Source organism: Lentzea sp. NPDC003310 (assembly GCF_040610935.1).
Classification (GTDB): domain Bacteria; phylum Actinomycetota; class Actinomycetes; order Mycobacteriales; family Pseudonocardiaceae; genus Lentzea.
In genome coordinates, this window is the sequence record NZ_JBEXNC010000019.1 from 87,658 (window position 1) to 103,105 (window position 15,448).

Below are 15,448 nucleotides of genomic sequence, written 5' to 3' on the forward strand. Positions count from 1 at the left end.
GGCACGTAGAGTCGGGAGCGTGACGATCCGCGCCGCGCTCTTCGACTTCTCCGGCACGCTGTTCCGGCTCGAGCACCCCGAGCTCGAGTCCAACGGTGCCCTGATGCGTGCTCTCACCGCCCCGGTCGGCATCGCCGACGACATGGACCCCGAACTGGTCGAAGCCTGGCACCGCCGCGACCTCGACGCGGACGTCCACCGCTGGGTCCACGTCCGCGTGCTGCAGGACGCCCTGGTGCCCGACGCCGAGGCCTTCTACGACAAGCTGCTGCTCCCCGAGTCCTGGGTGCCGTACCCGGACACCAAGGCGACGCTGGAGCATCTGAAGGACGTCCCGGTCGCGGTCGTCAGCAACATCGGCTGGGACATCCGCACCGTCTTCGAGCTGCACGGCCTGACGCACCTGGTCGACGAGTTCGTGCTCTCCTACGAAGAAGGTGTGGTCAAGCCCGACCCGAAGATCTTCACCACCGCCTGCGAACGGCTGGGCGTGGACCCCCGCGACGCCGTCATGGTCGGCGACAGCGAGGAGGCGGATGGCGGCGCCGAGGCGATCGGTTGCTCCTTCCGGCTCGTCAACCCGGTTCCGACGAGTGACCGGCCCAATGCTCTTTTGGATGTGGCCCGTACCATTCCCGTGTGAGCCTCCACATCTACGACACCGCGAGCCGGTCCATGCGGGAGTTCCACCCGCAGGTCAACGGAACGGCGTCGATCTACGTATGTGGGGCGACCGTGCAGGGCGTGCCGCACATCGGGCACGTCCGCAGCGGCCTGAACTTCGACGTCCTCCGGCGCTGGCTCGCCCGCGACGGGGCCGACGTCACGCTGGTCCGCAACGTCACCGACATCGACGACAAGATCCTCACCAAGGCCGCCGAGCACGACCGGCCGTGGTGGGAGTGGGCGTACACGCACGAGCGCGCGTTCGAGGACGCCTACGACGCGCTGGGCTGCCTGCCGCCGTCGTACGCGCCGCGCGCGACCGGCCACATCACGCAGATGGTCGAGCTCATGCAGCGCCTGATCGACAAGGGCCACGCCTACGACGTCGACGGCGACGTCTACTTCGACGTGCGCTCGTTCCCCGAGTACGGCGCGCTGTCCGGGCAGAAGCTCGACGCCGTCGAGCAGGGCGAGACCGCGGTGCGCGGCAAGCGCGACCCGCGCGACTTCACGCTGTGGAAGGCCGCGAAGCCGGGTGAGCCGTCCTGGCCGACGCCGTGGGGCGACGGCAGGCCCGGCTGGCACCTGGAGTGCTCGGCGATGGCGACGGAGTACCTCGGCAGCTCGTTCGACATCCACGGCGGCGGGCTCGACCTGATCTTCCCGCACCACGAGAACGAGCAGGCCCAGTCGCGGGCGGCCGGCGACGGCTTCGCGAACTACTGGATGCACAACTACTGGGTGACGCTGTCCGGCGAGAAGATGGCCAAGTCGCTCGGCAACACCGTGTCCATCCCCGCGATGCTGGAGAAGGTCCGCGCGCAGGAACTGCGGTACTACCTGGTCTCCCCGCACTACCGCTCGCACATCGAGTACTCCGAGGGCGCGCTGGACGAGGCGGTGACGGCGTACGGCCGCATCGAGTCGTTCCTGCGCCGCGCCGCGGAGCGCCTCGGCCCGATCGAGCTGCGCGGCGAGATGTGCCCGGACTTCGTGACCGCGATGGACAACGACCTGAACACGCCGCAGGCCGTGGCCGCACTGCACAACAAGGTGCGCCAGGGCAACACGGCGCTCGCCGACGGCGACGACGAGGTGGTCCGCGAGGCCGCCGAGTGCGTGCGCCGGATGGCCGACATCCTCGGCGTCGACCCGTTGTCGCCGAAGTGGAACGACGCCTCGAGTGCCGACCTCGGCATGCGGCAGGCGTTGACCAAGCTGGTGGAGCGGCTTCTCGCCGAACGCCAGGAAGCCCGCAAGAGCAGGGACTTCGCGCGCTCCGACGCGCTGAGGGACCAGCTGAGCGACGCGGGCATCGCCGTCGAGGACACCCCCGGCGGTCCGCAGTGGACTTTGAAGGACGACTGACTTCCGTGGCTGGCAACTCCAAGCGCAAGGGCGCGATGCGCAATCCGGGCTCGAAGAAGGGCGCGGTCGTCGGCTCCGGCGGACAGAAGTCCAAGGGCCTGCAGGGCAAGGGTCCGACCCCGAAGGCGTCGGACCGCCCGAACCACCCCGCGTACAAGCGGGCGAAGGTCGCGGCCAAGAGCGACGCGGCCAAGACGCAGCGCCGTCAGATCAAGGACAAGGCCCAGGCCGAGACCGTGGCGGGGCGCAACCCCGTGGTCGAGTGCCTGCGCGCGGGCACGCCCGCGACGGCGCTGTACGTGGCGCTGGGCATCGACGCGGACGACCGCGTGCAGGAGGCCGTGCGCCTTGCCGCCGACCGGGGCATCTCCGTGCTGGAGGTGGCCCGCGGTGAGCTCGACCGGATCACCGGCGGCGCGATGCACCAGGGCCTCGGCCTGCAGGTGCCGCCGTTCGAGTACGCGACCCCGGACGAGCTGCTGGAACTGGCCCAGCGCGCCGGCACGCCGCCGCTGCTGGTGGCGCTGGACGGCGTGACGGACCCGCGCAACCTGGGTGCCGTCGTGCGGTCCGCCGCCGCGTTCGGTGCCCAGGGCGTCGTGGTGCCGCAGCGCCGCAGCGCGTCCATGACGGCCGTGGCGTGGCGCACCAGTGCGGGCACGGCGGCCAAGCTGCCGATCGGCATGGCCACGAACCTCACCCGCACGCTCCGCGACTGGGCCGAGGCCGGCCTGATGATCGTGGGCCTCGACGCGGACGGTGACGTGGACGTGGACGGCCTCGACCTCGCGACGGGTCCGCTCGTCGTCGTGGTGGGGTCGGAGGGCCGCGGGCTCGGTCGTCTGGTCAAGGAGACGTGCGACCAGACCGTGTCGATCCCGATGGCCACGGGCGTCGAGTCGCTCAACGCGTCCGTCGCCGCCGGTGTCGTGCTGGCGGAGGTGGCTCGCCGCCGCCGGGTCGCGGCGAAGGGCTAGAAAACCCTACCGACGGGGCTTGCCCGTCGGGGTGCCTGACGTTATCTGCCGGTTCGCGACGCCAATCGCGTCCATTGCCGACGTTAGTGATCGTTTTCCTCGCCTGCGAAACCGGTTTCGTCACGCGGGCGAGGAAACGAGATCTCCACACTTGCCAGAACTCCCGGCTTGATCGGGATGACAAACCGCATGGCCTATTCCGCGCCACTCCCGGGCGCGGGTACCTTCGTCTCGATCGCAATTCGCAGGTCACGCCGGTGCAGCAGCCGGAGCGGGTTGCACCGGTTGGCGGAGGTGGCGACGCCCGTTTGGCACCAGCTGACACACAACGTGACCATTTGGGGTCCAATCAGGCGAACCCGAGGTCAACTGTGAAGAAGATCAGCTCCACGTTTCGCTATTGTAACTACTTTAGGTAACTGGCCTGCTCCGTTTAGGTACACACTGTGGTAGGACAGACGTTGAACGGTCAGGCAGCTTCTACCGTGATTGTCGATAGGAATTGATTACCACCGGCGGGGGCGACGTGACTCGGCGTAGAGCGAATCGGGGCGAGCCGATTCGTCGCGCGCGGGCAGCTACTCCGCGAGGTACCGCATGACGACGCGCGGCACCCTCCGCGAGCTCGCCGCCATGCGTGAGTTCCGCGCCATGTGGATCGGTTCGACCGTTTCGACCGCCGGTGACCAACTCGCGGCGGTCGCTTTGTCACTGCTCGTATTCGAGCGGACACAATCCGTTGCCGCGACCGCGCTGACGTGGTCGTTGACGCTCTTCCCGCCGCTGATTTCCGGGCCGTTGCTCGGCTGGGTCGCCGACCGGTTCCCACGACGCACGGTAATGGTGACGACGGCCTGGTTGCAGGCCGGGCTGATGGCCGCGATGGCCATTCCGGGCATGCCCCTGTGGGCCATGATCGTGCTGCTGGTGGTGGTCCTCGCGATCTCCTCGCCGTACCTCGCGGCGCAGGAGGCGAGCCTGCCGAACGTGCTGCCGCCGAACCGCTACGACGACGGCGTGGCGTTGTTCGGCACGTCCGTCGACATAGCCCAGATGGGTGGCCTCGCGGCCGCGGGCTTCCTCGTCGCGCACACCAGTCCCGGCCTCGCGCTGGCGATCAACGCCGGCACGTTCGTCGTGCTGGCGGTCCTGGTGCAGACGTCGGTGAAGCACCGCCCGGCCGCGGACCCGTTGGGCCGCAAGAAGAAGGACGACGAGGAACAACCACGCGGCGTGCTCACGCTGATGGTGTCCGAGCCGCGCCTGAGGACGCTGCTGGGCGTCCGGCTGCTGGCGGGCCTCGCGATGGTCCCGGAAGGCCTCGCGGTGCCGCTGGCGGCCAGCCTGAACGCCGTCTGGGCGGTGGGCCTGATCCTCGCCATCGAACCCGCCGCGAACGTGCTGGGCGTGGCGCTGCTCTTCCGGCTCGTCCGGGACCCGGCGAAGAGGGAACGGCTCATCGGACCGCTCGCGATCCTGTCGCTGGCGCCGTTGATCATGTTCGCTTTCAACCCGAACCTGACCTGGACGATCGTTTTGCTGGTGATTGCCGGTATAGGCGGGGCTTATCACACACCCGCTCGTTCGGCGTGGATGCGGCTGCTACCCGACCAGTACCGAGGAAGGGCTTATGGCATTGGGCGCGCGGCGTTGCGCTCGAGCCAGGGCGGAGGAATGGCGCTGGCGGGTGTCGTCGCCCATTCGGTCGGATCGGTAACGGCCACGATCGCGGGAGCGGGCGGTATCGGACTGCTGCTGGCGACACAGGCCACCTTCGCCTGGCGACGTGCCCGGGGTCGCGACGGCACGAAGGCGGTGGCAATCTGAAACAGAACGGTCACCAATAGCGATATCCGTAGTGGAGGCACCATGATGTTCTCGGTGCGTGAATGAAGCCGGGTAGAGAGAGGTGGCGTTCAGAAGTCTCGGTTGCACATGGAAGGACACCTCCTCGTTGCGACGAGCGGCAGCGTGGTGGTCTACGACCTGGTCAGCGGCGGCTTGGCTCATGAAGTGCCATGAGCGTAGGGGGTCGTGGTGAAGAACAGTTTGACTGATCGCAGGCGATCGCGGGCACTCGGCTTGACTCCGATTCGCAACTGGGACCTTTGGACCGTTGCGCCCAGCGCGATCGCGTACTTCTTCGTGCTCGAAGCAGCCGTGGCCGTCGCCGCCATCTGGCTCCTGACGAAGCTCACCGCCGTGTCCGACGAGGACTGGCTGCGCTTCGCCGCGCTCGTGGCCGCGATCACGATCCACCTGACGATAGTCCGCAGAGACGAAGAGGCCCGCCGCAACGAGGCCTCCGGTCCGCACATCGACCTGACGTCCGTCTGGACGTTCGCCGCGGCCGTGGCGCTGCCCGGCGGCCTGGCCGTGATCGCCACGATCTGGATGCGCATCCTGATCCAGCCGATCGCCCGCCGCCAGCCGTACCGCTTCGTCTTCGGCACCGCCTCCATGCTGGCCTCCACGCTGCTGTCGTGGGCACTGGTGCACCTGTCGGGTGTCTCCCTGGCCGCCACCGGAAACGTCCCGACCGACCTCAGCCTGGTCCTGATCCTCGCGATAGCCGCGCTCGTCTACTGGTTCGTCCAGGTGATGACCGTCGCCGCGGCGTTCAAGATCGTCACCCCGAACTCGAAGGTGCTCGACTTCCTCGGGTCCAAGGTCGACAACATGCTGGAGATGAGCACGCTCGGCGCGGGCGCCATGCTCGGCATGCTGATGACCTCGCACTGGGTGGGCCCGCTCCTGCTCGTGGTCCCGGTGATCCTCGTGAACGCGCTGCTCTCCCGCGCGGGCGAGCGCCGCACCCACCTCGAGCGGTTGCTGCGCGAACAGGAACAGCTCCACCAGCGCCTCGCCGCCGACGCCCACACCGACTACCGGACGGGCCTGCTCAACACCAACGGCCTCGCCGAGTACGCGGGCAGGCTCGCCGAACGCTGCCGCCTCGACGGCGAACCGATGACCGTCCTCGTCATCGACCTCGACCACTTCAAGCGCATCAACGACACCTGGGGCCACCCCGCGGGCAACGCCGTGCTGGCCGAGGTCGGCCGGATCCTGCGCGAGAAGCTCCGCCCGGGAGACGTCGCGGGCCGCGACGGCGGCGAGGAGTTCGTCGTGGCGCTGAAGGACACCCCGGTCGCCCAGGGCGTGACGATCGCCGAACGCATCCGCGAGGCCATCGGCTCCCTGGCCGTCCCGACCACCGACAAGCACCGCAACGTGGTCACGCTCTACGGCCGCGAGATCCAGCCGCCGGAGCCGGAGGGCGAGTCGCTGCAGGCGATCTCGGCGTCGATCGGCGTCGCGGTGATCCCGGACAACGGCCCGGACATGGCGACGGCCCAGCACTCGGCGGACGCGGCGCTGTACAAGGCGAAGGAGAACGGCCGCAACCAGGTCCGCGTGGCGGGCCTCGACATCCCGCCGCGCCTGATGCCGGCGCCGCGGCAGGACGACGTGACGAAGCCGATCAGCTCACGCAGTGCGTGACCTGCGCCCGGACACCACCCGGCACACCAGGTAGATCACGAAGCTGACCGCGGTGACCAGCGCGGACACCGGGAGCCCCGGCTGCAGCGACAGCAGGATCCCGCCGACGGCCGCGAGCTCGGCGAACACCACCGACAGCACGGTGGCCCGCACCGGCGAGGCGGTGATCCGCATGGCCGCGGCGGCGGGCGTGATCATCAGCGCCAGCACCAGCAGCGCGCCCACCACCTGCACGGACAGCGCGGTGGCGACGCCGACCAGGACGGCGAACACGATCGACAGCGTCCGCACCGGCACCCCGCGCGAGATCGCGACGTCCGGGTCGACCGAGGCGAAGAACAGCGGCCGGTAGATGAACGCGAGCACCACCAGCACGACGATCGAGGAGACCACGAGCAGCTTCAGGTCGGTGGAGTCGACCCCGACGATCTGCCCGGTCAGCAGCCCGAACTTGTTGGCGGCACGGCCTTTGTAGAGCGCGAGCATCAGGATGCCCATGCCGAGCCCGAACGCGAGGATCGCGCCGATCACCGAGTCGCGGTCGCTCTCCCGGCGGGACAGCACGCCGAGCAGCACGGCGGCGATGATCGACCCGGCGAGCGCGCCGTAGCCGATCCCGATGCCGAGCAGCAGGGCCGCCGCGCCACCGGTGAACGCGAGCTCGCTGGTGCCGTGCACGGCGAACGCCATCTTGCGGGTCACGACCAGCGGCCCGAGCACGCCCGCGACCAGGCCCAGCACGGCGGCCGCGATCAACGCGGTCTGCACGAAGTCGAGTTCGAGCAGGTCGACGAACGTCACGACGCGGCCTCCGCCGACAGGTGGTGCGTCTGCTCCTCGCAGGCGCCGGCTCCGACCACCAGGATCTGGTCGCGCACCCGCACGACCTCGACCGGGGTCCGGTACAGCTCGGACAACGTCCGCGAGTTCATGACCTCTTCCGGCGTGCCGATCCGGAACCGGCCGCCGACGAGGTAGAGCACCCGGTCGACCAGCGGCAGCACCGGGTTCAGCTCGTGCGTCACGAACAGCACGGCCGTGTCCGCCTCACGGCGGCGCTTGTCGATCAGTTCGGAGACCACCCGCTGGTTCGCGAGGTCGAGCGACAGCAGCGGTTCGTCGCAGAGCAGGACCTTCGGGTCGCCGACGAGCGCCTGGGCGACGCGCAGCCGTTGCTGCTCGCCGCCCGACAGCAGGCCGATGGGTTCGTCGGCGTACCGCGTGCCGCCCACGGACTCGATGGCGGCGTCCACGCGGATGCGGCGTTCCTTGCGGCCCTTGAGCCCGAAGCCCCACGTGTGGCCGTCGAGGCCGAGGCCGACGAGGTCGCGGCCCCGGAGCGTCATGGACTGGTCGAGCGCTCGCTGCTGCGGGACGTACCCGATGGCGTGGTTGCCGCCGGCGATCTTCACGGTGCCGGAGGTCAGCGGCTGGAGGCCCAGCAGCACGCGCATCAGGCTGGTCTTGCCGGAGCCGTTCGGGCCCAGGACCGCCAGGAACTCGCCGGGCTCGACGTCGAGGTCGAGCCCGTCCCACAGCACCCTGTCCCCGTAGGACAGGTGTGCCCCGCGCAGCGAGATCGCGGTCATGCCTTGAGCGCCTGCGACAGCGCGTCCACCTGCTTGGTCATCCAGTCAAGGTAGCCGGTCACGCCCTCGGGCAACGTCTCGGTGACCTGCACGACCGCGACACCGGCCGACTTGGCCTTCTCGACGACGCCCTTGGTGACCTGGTTCTCGGTCTGGGTGTTCTCCACCAGGACGTTGACCTGCTTGGACTCGACCAGCTGGTTCATCTCGGCGAGGGCTGCGGCCGGCACGTCCGACTCCTCCTCGATCGCCTTGCTGAACGCCTCGGGCGTCACGTCCTCGGCGCCGGTCGCCTCGACCAGGTAGTGCGCGATGGGCTCGGTGGCGGCGACCTTCTTGCCCTTGCCGATGTCCGCGATCTTCTTCTCGAGCTCCTCGATCTTGGTCTTGAAGCTCGCGGTGTTGCTCTCGAACGTCGCCTTCTTGTCCGGCGCGATCGCGGTGAGCTCGGTCGCCGCGGCCTCGGCCACCGCCTCGACGGTGTGCAGGTCGTACCAGACGTGCTCGTTCACGCTGTGGTCGTGACCGTCGGCGTCGGGCGCCTCGCTGTGGGGCTCGGCGTGGTTGTCGGCCAGCGGGAAGGCCTCGACCTTCTTGGTGGCGTCACTGGTGATCAGCTTCGCGAAGAAGTCGTCGTAGCCGCCGCCGTTGAAGACGACCAGCTTGGCGTCCTTGACCAGCGCCGCGTCCGCGGGCTTGCTCTCGTACGAGTGCGGGTCCGCGCCCGGGTCGTCCAGCAGCGCCTTGACCTCGACCTCGTCGCCGCCGACGGCCTTCACGACGCTGCCCCACACGTTGGTGGAGGCGACGACCTGGATCTTGCCGTTGTCGGCGGACGGCGTGGACGTGCCACACGCGGCCAGGCTCGCGACGGCAAGAGCGCCGACCAGAGCGTTGCGGAGAGTCATCACGCCGTCCCTCGATCAGGTAATGGAAACCGTTGTCGAGTTCAGTTTACGACACGAAAAAGCCCCCGACGGTCACGCCGGGGGCTTGAACGTGTGAATCAGGACTCCAGGCGGTCGCCCGACTCGGGGTGGAACAGGTGGATCTCGCTGTGGTCGCGGACGGCGACCTTCACGTGCTGGCCCAGGGTCGGCGGCGTGCGGCCGTCGACGCGGACGACGAAGCGCTGCGACGAGTCACCGATCTTCACGGCGCCGTGCACGAGCGCGTCGGCACCGAGCTCCTCGACGAGCTCGACGGTCATCTCCATGCCCTCCTCGCCCGACGGCACGATGCCGAGCGCCTCGGGGCGGATGCCGAAGGTGACCTCGTCCAGACCGCCGGCGGCGGCGATCGCGTCCCTGCTGAGCGGCACGATGATGCCGTCGAGCTTCGCGCCCTCCGACGTGATCGGCACGGTCTTGAGGTTCATGGCCGGCGAGCCGATGAACCCGGCGACGAACGCGTTGGCCGGGCGGTCGTACAGCGCGCGAGGCGTGTCGCACTGCTGCAGCAGGCCGTCCTTGAGCACCGCGACGCGGTGGCCCATCGTCATGGCCTCGACCTGGTCGTGCGTGACGTAGATCGTGGTGGTGCCGAGGCGCTGCTGGAGGGCGGCGATGTTCGCACGCGTCTCGACGCGCAGCTTGGCGTCCAGGTTGGACAGCGGCTCGTCCATGAGGAACACGGAGGGCTCGCGGACGATGGCGCGACCCATGGCGACACGCTGACGCTGACCACCGGAGAGCGCCTTCGGCTTGCGCTCCAGGTACTTGGTGAGGTCGAGCATCTTGGCGGCCTCTTCGACCTTCGCCTTGATCTCGGTCTTCGACACACCGCGCAGCTTGAGCGCGAAGCCCATGTTCTCCGCGACGGTCATGTGCGGGTAGAGCGCGTACGACTGGAACACCATCGCGATGTCCCGGCCCTTCGGCGGCACGTTGGTGACGTCCTTGCCACCGATGTGGATGGCGCCCTCGTCGATGTCCTCGAGGCCCGCGAGCATGCGCAGCGCCGTCGACTTGCCGGAACCGGACGGACCGACCAGCACCAGGAACTCGCCGTCGGCAACCTCCAGCGAGAGCTCGTCGACCGCGCGGACCGGCGGGTTGCCGGAGAACACGCGCGACGCCTTGACGTAGGACACCTCTGCCATGTGACGCACCTTTCACCCTTGTCTGGACGCGACGTTAGGGATTGCAAGCGCTTACGTGAACAGACGAAAGCGCTTACGTTCCGGCGCGGCACAACGTAAGCGCTTACGTTCAGAGGCGTGAACGAAACGCCGCTGCCAGGCGGCTTCATCAACGAGGTCGTCCGGATCGGCGACACGGTCCGGCGGCCGCTCCACGCTCGCTCGCCGTTCGTCCACCGGCTGCTGCTCCACTTCGAACGGCAGGGGTGGCGGGGTGCGCCGCGGTACCTCGGCGTGGACGGCAAGGGGCGGGAAGTGCTGGCTTTCGTCGACGGGCACGTGCCGGCGCGGTCGTCCGAGGGCCTGGCCGCGGTGGCGCGGCTCGTGCGGGAGTTCCACGACCTGACGGCAGGAACCGACCTCGCCGGCGACCAGGAGGTGGTCTGCCACAACGACCTGTCGCCCAAGAACACCGTCTACCGCGACGACCACGTGCCGTTCGCGTTCATCGACTGGGATCTCGCCGCACCAGGCAAGCGCATCCACGACATCGCACACGTGTGCTGGCAGTACGTGGACCTCGAAGATCCACCGGTTGTGGCGGAGGGACTCCGCACGGTCTGCGACGCGTACGGGCTGGACGACCGCGGCCGGCTCGTGGAGACGATCCTGTGGTGGCAGGACCGTTGCGCGCACGGCATCGAGACCGATCCGGCGCTGGCCGGGCTGCGCGAGTCGGGCGCCGGCAGGTCCGTTCGCGCCGCGCACACCTGGTTCACCGAGCACCGGGCAGAGCTGGAGGCGGCCCTGAAGCCGCCCCCAGCACCGTGACTCAGCCCTTCACGGCACCGGACGCGAGCCCGGTCACCAGGAACCGCTGCACCAGGTAGAACACGACGATCGCCGGGATCGCCACCAGGATGGACGCCGCCGCGAGGTGACCCCACTCCGTGCGGTTCTGCTGCACGAACACCTGCAGCCCGACCGCCAGCGTCTTCGACTCGTCCGCCGCGGACAGGAACGCGGACGCGAACGCCACCTCGCCCCAGGCCGTGAGGAACGCGTAGAACGACGTCACCGCGAGACCCGGCTTGGCCAGCGGCATGATCAGCCGCCAGAACACGCCGAACGGCGACAGCCCGTCCACCCGGCCCGCCTCGTCGATGTCCGACGGCACCGTGTCGAAGTAGCCCTTGAGCATGTACGTGCAGAACGGCACCGCGGTCGTGCAGTACACGAGCACGAGACCGAACGTGGAACCGTTGAGCCCCAACGCGATGAGGATGTTGTACAGCGGCACGATCAGCACCGCGAACGGGAACATCTGCACCAGCAGGAACGACATCATCAGCGATCGCTTGCCGGGGAACCGGAAGCGCGAGGCCGCGTAGCCGGTGGTGGCCGACAGGAACACCGCGATGACCGTGGTGAGCAACGCGATCACGACGGAGTTGCCGAACCACGCGAGGAAGTTGCCCTTGTCGCCCGAGAGGATCCGCGTGTAGTTGTCCACTGAGGACTCGTTGAACAACCGCGGCGTGGGCTCGACGGCGCGGGCGTCCGGCTTCAGCGAGGTGATGAACACCCAGAAGACCGGGAACACCGAGATCACCGAGGCGATCACCAGGGCACCGTGCAGGCCGATGGAGGCGAGCGGCGAACGGTCGGTGCGCTTGCGGACCGGACCGGCGGCCTGGACGACCTTCAGGGACGAAGCGTCGAGCGTCATCACCACACCTCGCCCTGCTTGCGCAGCGCCCGCCGGTAGACCGCGGCGAACACCAACAACACCGAAAGGATCAGCACGCCGTAGGTCGACGCGATCGCGTAGTCGCGGGACGCACCGGAGAAGAAGCGCTCGAACGCGTAGGTCACGAGGATCCGCGTGTTCGGGTTCGGGCCCGCGATCAGGTAGATCACCGGGAACATGTTGAACGTCCAGATGATGCCGAGCAGCACCACCGTCGACGACACCGAGCGCAGGCCCGGCAGCGTCACGTGGCGGAACCGCTGCCACGGCGTGGCGCCGTCCATCTCCGCGGCCTCGTAGAGGTCACCGGGGATCGACTGCAGACCACCGAGCAGCGCCACCATCATGAACGGCGTGCCCAGCCAGACGTTCACGATGATCACCGACACCAGCGCCCAGTTCGACTGACCGAGCCACACGGGGTCCGGCAGGCCGACGGAACGCAGCAGCTGGTTGATGATCCCGTACTGCGCGTTGAACATGTACTTCCACGCGAACGCGCTGATGAACGCGGGCACGGCCCACGGCAGGATCAGCAGCACGCGGTAGAGCGTGCGGCCCTTCACCTGGCGGTTCAGCAGCATCGCGAGACCGAGACCGATGGTGTAGTGGAAGAACACGCACGAGAACGTCCAGATCAGCGTGCGCACCAGCGTGCCCCAGAACGCGCCGAACGACTCCCCGCCGGAGAGGACGTTCAGGTAGTTCTTGAAGCCCACCACGTCGTAGGTGGCCGGCCGATCCAGGATCGGGTTGGCGATGTTGCCTTCGTTGATGTTCGTGAAGGTGAAGAACACGCCCTGCGCGAGCGGGTAGAGCACCAACACCGCGATGACCACCACGACCGGCAGCACCATCGCATACGCGTACCAGTACCTGTCCAGGAACCGACGCACCGAGACTCCCCTTCCGGCGAGCGGCCGAGGTTCAGGAGAGAAACCCCGGCCGCTCAACACGATCAGCCGATCGAGTACTCGGTGACGACCTTCTCCTTGTACGCCTTCGCGACGTCGTCAAGGGCGGTCTTGGCGTCCTTCTTGCCGGCCAGGAAGTCCGCGTAGCCGATCTTCAGCGGGTCGAAGAGCTCGCCGCCCTCCGGGATCCACGGGCGCTCGTGCGCGGTCTTGGTGACCGGCTCGAACGCGGCCACGACGGCGTTCGCCTTGACGTCGGCGTTCTGGTAGGCCGACTTGCGGGTCGGCAGCAGGCCGAGCTCCTTGGCGATGGTCGCCTGCGACTCCGCCGAAGCCATGCACTGGATGAACTTGATGGACGACTGCTTCGCCTTGGTGCCCTGGCGGATCACGTAGTCGTGGCCACCGACCGGCGCACTGCCCTTGCCCGCGGCCGGGCCGGGGACCGGCGCGATGCCGAGGTTCGCCGGGTCGCTGAACGCGGCGCCCTTGAGGTAGTCGGCGACGGCCCACGGACCGTTGACGACCATGGCGGCCTCACCGGACGAGAACGCGGCCTGCATGTTCGAGTACGAGTTCGTCGCGTCGAGCGCCGTGGTGGCGGCCTTCGCGTCGAGCAGGCTCTTCGCGGTCTCCAGCGCCTTCACGTTCTGCGCGGAGTTCACGACGATCTTCTTGGCGGAGGCGTCGACCAGGTCGCCGCCCTCGCCGTAGATGAACGGCAGCGCGTAGTACGCGTCGTTGTTGAGGAAGAAGGCCTTCTCGCCACCCAGCTTCGCGGCGGCGGCCTTGAGCTCGTCCCACGTCTTCGGCGGCTCGACGCCGGCGTCGGCGAGCTTCTTCTTGTTGTAGAGCAGCGCGAGGGAGTCGGTCACCTGCGGCACGGCGTAGGTCTTGCCCTCGAACTTCGTGGAGCCCAGCGCGGCCTCCAGGAAGTCGGAGGTGTCCTTCGCGAGGTCGGTGTCGGACAGGTCGGCGACGTAGCTCAGCTTCGCGAGCTGCGGCACCCAGGCGACCTCGGAGCGGAAGACGTCGGGGCCCTGACCGCCCTGGGCGGCGGTCTTGTAGTTGTTGAGCGCGCCGTCGAAGGCCTGCGTCTCGACCTTGACCTTGTAGCCGTCCTTGGTGGCACAGCCTTCCGCGATCTTCTTGAACACGGGGCTCTCGTTGGGACCACTGGTGTCCCAGAAGGTCACCTCGCCCGAGTCGGATCCGCTGTTGCTGCTCGATCCGCCGCTTCCGCACGCGGTGAGCACGAGGGCGACACCCGTCGCCATGGCGGTCACGAGGGTTGTCCGTCGCATCGTTGCTGCCGTTCCCTCCAGCTGGGGCCCCATCTCCGAGTGAGACGAGGGTCTTGCAAGGTTTTGCGAGAATGTTGCGGGCGATTTCACTACCAGAACCATGGTCAGGTCAAGACGTGGACCGTAACCAAGCCGTAACGGCGCTGTCTTGCAAACGCTCGTTGCAAAATTTTTCCGAACGGTGCAGGCTTGCGCCGAACCCGATCTGAGCTGGGAGGCAACGTGTCCGGACTGTCCGAGATCGCCAGGGCAGCCGGGGTGTCCATCTCGACCGTGAGCCGTGTTCTCAACAGGCGCGCAGGTGTGAACGAGGAGACCCGGCAGCGCGTGCTGTCGGTCCTCGCGGAGATGCCGTACACCCCGCGCGGACTCGGTGCGTTGCAGCGCACCGGCGTGATCGGCCTGCTCGTGCCGGAGCTCTCGAACCCCGTCTTCCCCGCGTTCGCCGAGGCGCTCGAGACCCGTGCCGCGCGCCTGGGCTACTCGTCGCTGCTGTGCAACACCCGCAGCGGCGCGCCGATGGGCGAGGAGGAGTACGTCCGGATGCTCCTGGCCCGCGGGGTCGAGGGCATGGTGTTCGTGTCACCGGAGATCACCAACGTCGAGGTGCCGCTCGGTCAGGCGCCGCGCCCGAGCTATTACGCGAAGCTGCTCGCGGACGGCGTCCACATGGTCTTCCTGAACGGTGCCACGCCCGCCCTGGACGTGCCCGACGTGACGGTCGACGAGCAGCTCGCGGGGTACATGGCGACCCGGCACCTGATCGAGCTCGGGCACCAGCGGATCGGGTTCGTCTCGGGCCCGGCGCGCTCGCTGCCGTCCCGGCTGAAGCGGGCCGGCTGGGCCGCCGCGCTCGAGGAGGACCACCTGCCGGCGGGCGGCGAGTACGTCGCGCACGCGCCGTTCAGCGCGGAGGGCGGCGGCCAGGCCGTGGCGCAGCTGCTCGACACCGTGCAGCCCACGGCCGTGATCTGCTCCTCCGACCACATGGCCCTCGGCGTCATGCGCGAGGCGCACCAACGAGGGATCTCCGTACCGGAACAGCTCTCGGTCGTCGGGTTCGACGACATCCCGCTGGCTGCCTACTCCTCGCCCGCTTTGACGACGCTCGCGCAGCCGATCGAGGAGATGGCGGCGGCCGCGATCGACGAGCTCGTGCTGCGCCTCGACCCGGATCGCCGCAGGCAGAGCACCGACAACTACACCCGCGTCTTCCGGCCCCGGCTGGTCGTCCGGGAATCGTCTGCGCCCCCGAAGTGAGATGACCGGATGCCCTAATTGGTCTGGACCAACTTC

General features: G+C 68.5%; 14 protein-coding genes. 7 read left to right on the plus strand and 7 right to left on the minus strand.

Going from position 1 to position 15,448, the window contains the following annotated elements; translation table 11 throughout:
* Nucleotides 1-19: 19 nt before the first annotated feature.
* The 5 genes from ABZX02_RS34260 to ABZX02_RS34280 all read left to right on the plus strand — a co-directional run bounded on the left by ABZX02_RS34260 (nt 20) and on the right by ABZX02_RS34280 (nt 6,515).
* Nucleotides 20-643, plus strand: a complete 624-nt coding sequence (locus ABZX02_RS34260) for an HAD-IA family hydrolase (RefSeq protein ID WP_355304564.1) — start codon at nt 20-22, stop codon at nt 641-643.
* Nucleotides 640-2,034, plus strand: a complete 1,395-nt coding sequence (gene cysS / locus ABZX02_RS34265) for a cysteine--tRNA ligase (RefSeq protein WP_355304566.1) — start codon at nt 640-642, stop codon at nt 2,032-2,034. Before ABZX02_RS34260 ends, cysS begins: the two co-directional genes overlap by 4 nt.
* A gap of 5 nt (nt 2,035-2,039) precedes the next feature.
* A complete protein-coding gene (gene rlmB, locus ABZX02_RS34270; protein ID WP_355304568.1) occupies nt 2,040-3,011 on the plus strand; it encodes a 23S rRNA (guanosine(2251)-2'-O)-methyltransferase RlmB in 972 nt (323 codons plus the stop codon).
* A 597-nt stretch (nt 3,012-3,608) separates the two neighbouring features.
* Nucleotides 3,609-4,838, plus strand: a complete 1,230-nt coding sequence (locus ABZX02_RS34275) for an MFS transporter (protein WP_355304570.1) — start codon at nt 3,609-3,611, stop codon at nt 4,836-4,838.
* Between the two features lie 255 nt (nt 4,839-5,093).
* Nucleotides 5,094-6,515: a GGDEF domain-containing protein gene (locus ABZX02_RS34280; protein WP_355304572.1), complete on the plus strand. Its 1,422-nt coding sequence runs from the start codon at nt 5,094-5,096 to the stop codon at nt 6,513-6,515.
* On the opposite strand, the gene ABZX02_RS34285 is transcribed toward ABZX02_RS34280, so the two are convergent.
* From ABZX02_RS34285 to ugpC, 4 genes are all read right to left on the minus strand, one after another.
* A complete protein-coding gene (locus ABZX02_RS34285; protein ID WP_355304574.1) occupies nt 6,501-7,316 on the minus strand; it encodes a metal ABC transporter permease in 816 nt (271 codons plus the stop codon). The two genes, ABZX02_RS34280 and ABZX02_RS34285, sit on opposite strands and share 15 nt — an antisense overlap.
* Nucleotides 7,313-8,104 carry a metal ABC transporter ATP-binding protein gene (locus ABZX02_RS34290; RefSeq protein WP_355304576.1) on the minus strand — a complete coding sequence of 264 codons (792 nt, stop codon included), beginning with the start codon at nt 8,102-8,104 and terminating at the stop codon, nt 7,313-7,315. The genes ABZX02_RS34285 and ABZX02_RS34290 overlap by 4 nt, the downstream gene beginning before the upstream one ends.
* On the minus strand, nt 8,101-9,012 hold the full coding sequence (locus tag ABZX02_RS34295) for a zinc ABC transporter substrate-binding protein (protein ID WP_355304578.1): 912 nt from the start codon (nt 9,010-9,012) through the stop codon (nt 8,101-8,103). The genes ABZX02_RS34290 and ABZX02_RS34295 overlap by 4 nt, the downstream gene beginning before the upstream one ends.
* A 98-nt stretch (nt 9,013-9,110) precedes the next feature.
* Nucleotides 9,111-10,205 carry a sn-glycerol-3-phosphate ABC transporter ATP-binding protein UgpC gene (gene ugpC, locus ABZX02_RS34300; RefSeq protein WP_355304580.1) on the minus strand — a complete coding sequence of 365 codons (1,095 nt, stop codon included), beginning with the start codon at nt 10,203-10,205 and terminating at the stop codon, nt 9,111-9,113.
* A 117-nt stretch (nt 10,206-10,322) separates the two neighbouring features.
* Here ugpC and ABZX02_RS34305 point away from each other — a divergent pair, with 117 nt between their 5' ends.
* Nucleotides 10,323-11,015, plus strand: coding sequence for a phosphotransferase (locus tag ABZX02_RS34305; RefSeq protein WP_355304582.1), 693 nt, complete (start codon nt 10,323-10,325; stop codon nt 11,013-11,015).
* A 1-nt stretch (nt 11,016) separates the two neighbouring features.
* On the opposite strand, the gene ABZX02_RS34310 is transcribed toward ABZX02_RS34305, so the two are convergent.
* The 3 genes from ABZX02_RS34310 to ABZX02_RS34320 form a co-directional block, all read right to left on the minus strand.
* Nucleotides 11,017-11,913, minus strand: coding sequence for a carbohydrate ABC transporter permease (locus ABZX02_RS34310; RefSeq protein ID WP_355304583.1), 897 nt, complete (start codon nt 11,911-11,913; stop codon nt 11,017-11,019).
* Complete coding sequence (locus ABZX02_RS34315) at nt 11,913-12,791, minus strand: sugar ABC transporter permease (RefSeq protein ID WP_355304798.1); 879 nt, start codon at nt 12,789-12,791, stop codon at nt 11,913-11,915. Before ABZX02_RS34315 ends, ABZX02_RS34310 begins: the two co-directional genes overlap by 1 nt.
* Before the next feature lie 101 nt (nt 12,792-12,892).
* Nucleotides 12,893-14,152, minus strand: coding sequence for an extracellular solute-binding protein (locus tag ABZX02_RS34320; protein WP_355304584.1), 1,260 nt, complete (start codon nt 14,150-14,152; stop codon nt 12,893-12,895).
* 222 nt (nt 14,153-14,374) lie between these two features.
* Between ABZX02_RS34320 and ABZX02_RS34325 the strand changes: the two genes are divergently transcribed.
* On the plus strand, nt 14,375-15,412 hold the full coding sequence (locus ABZX02_RS34325; RefSeq protein WP_355304586.1) for a LacI family DNA-binding transcriptional regulator: 1,038 nt from the start codon (nt 14,375-14,377) through the stop codon (nt 15,410-15,412).
* Nucleotides 15,413-15,448: the final 36 nt, after the last annotated feature.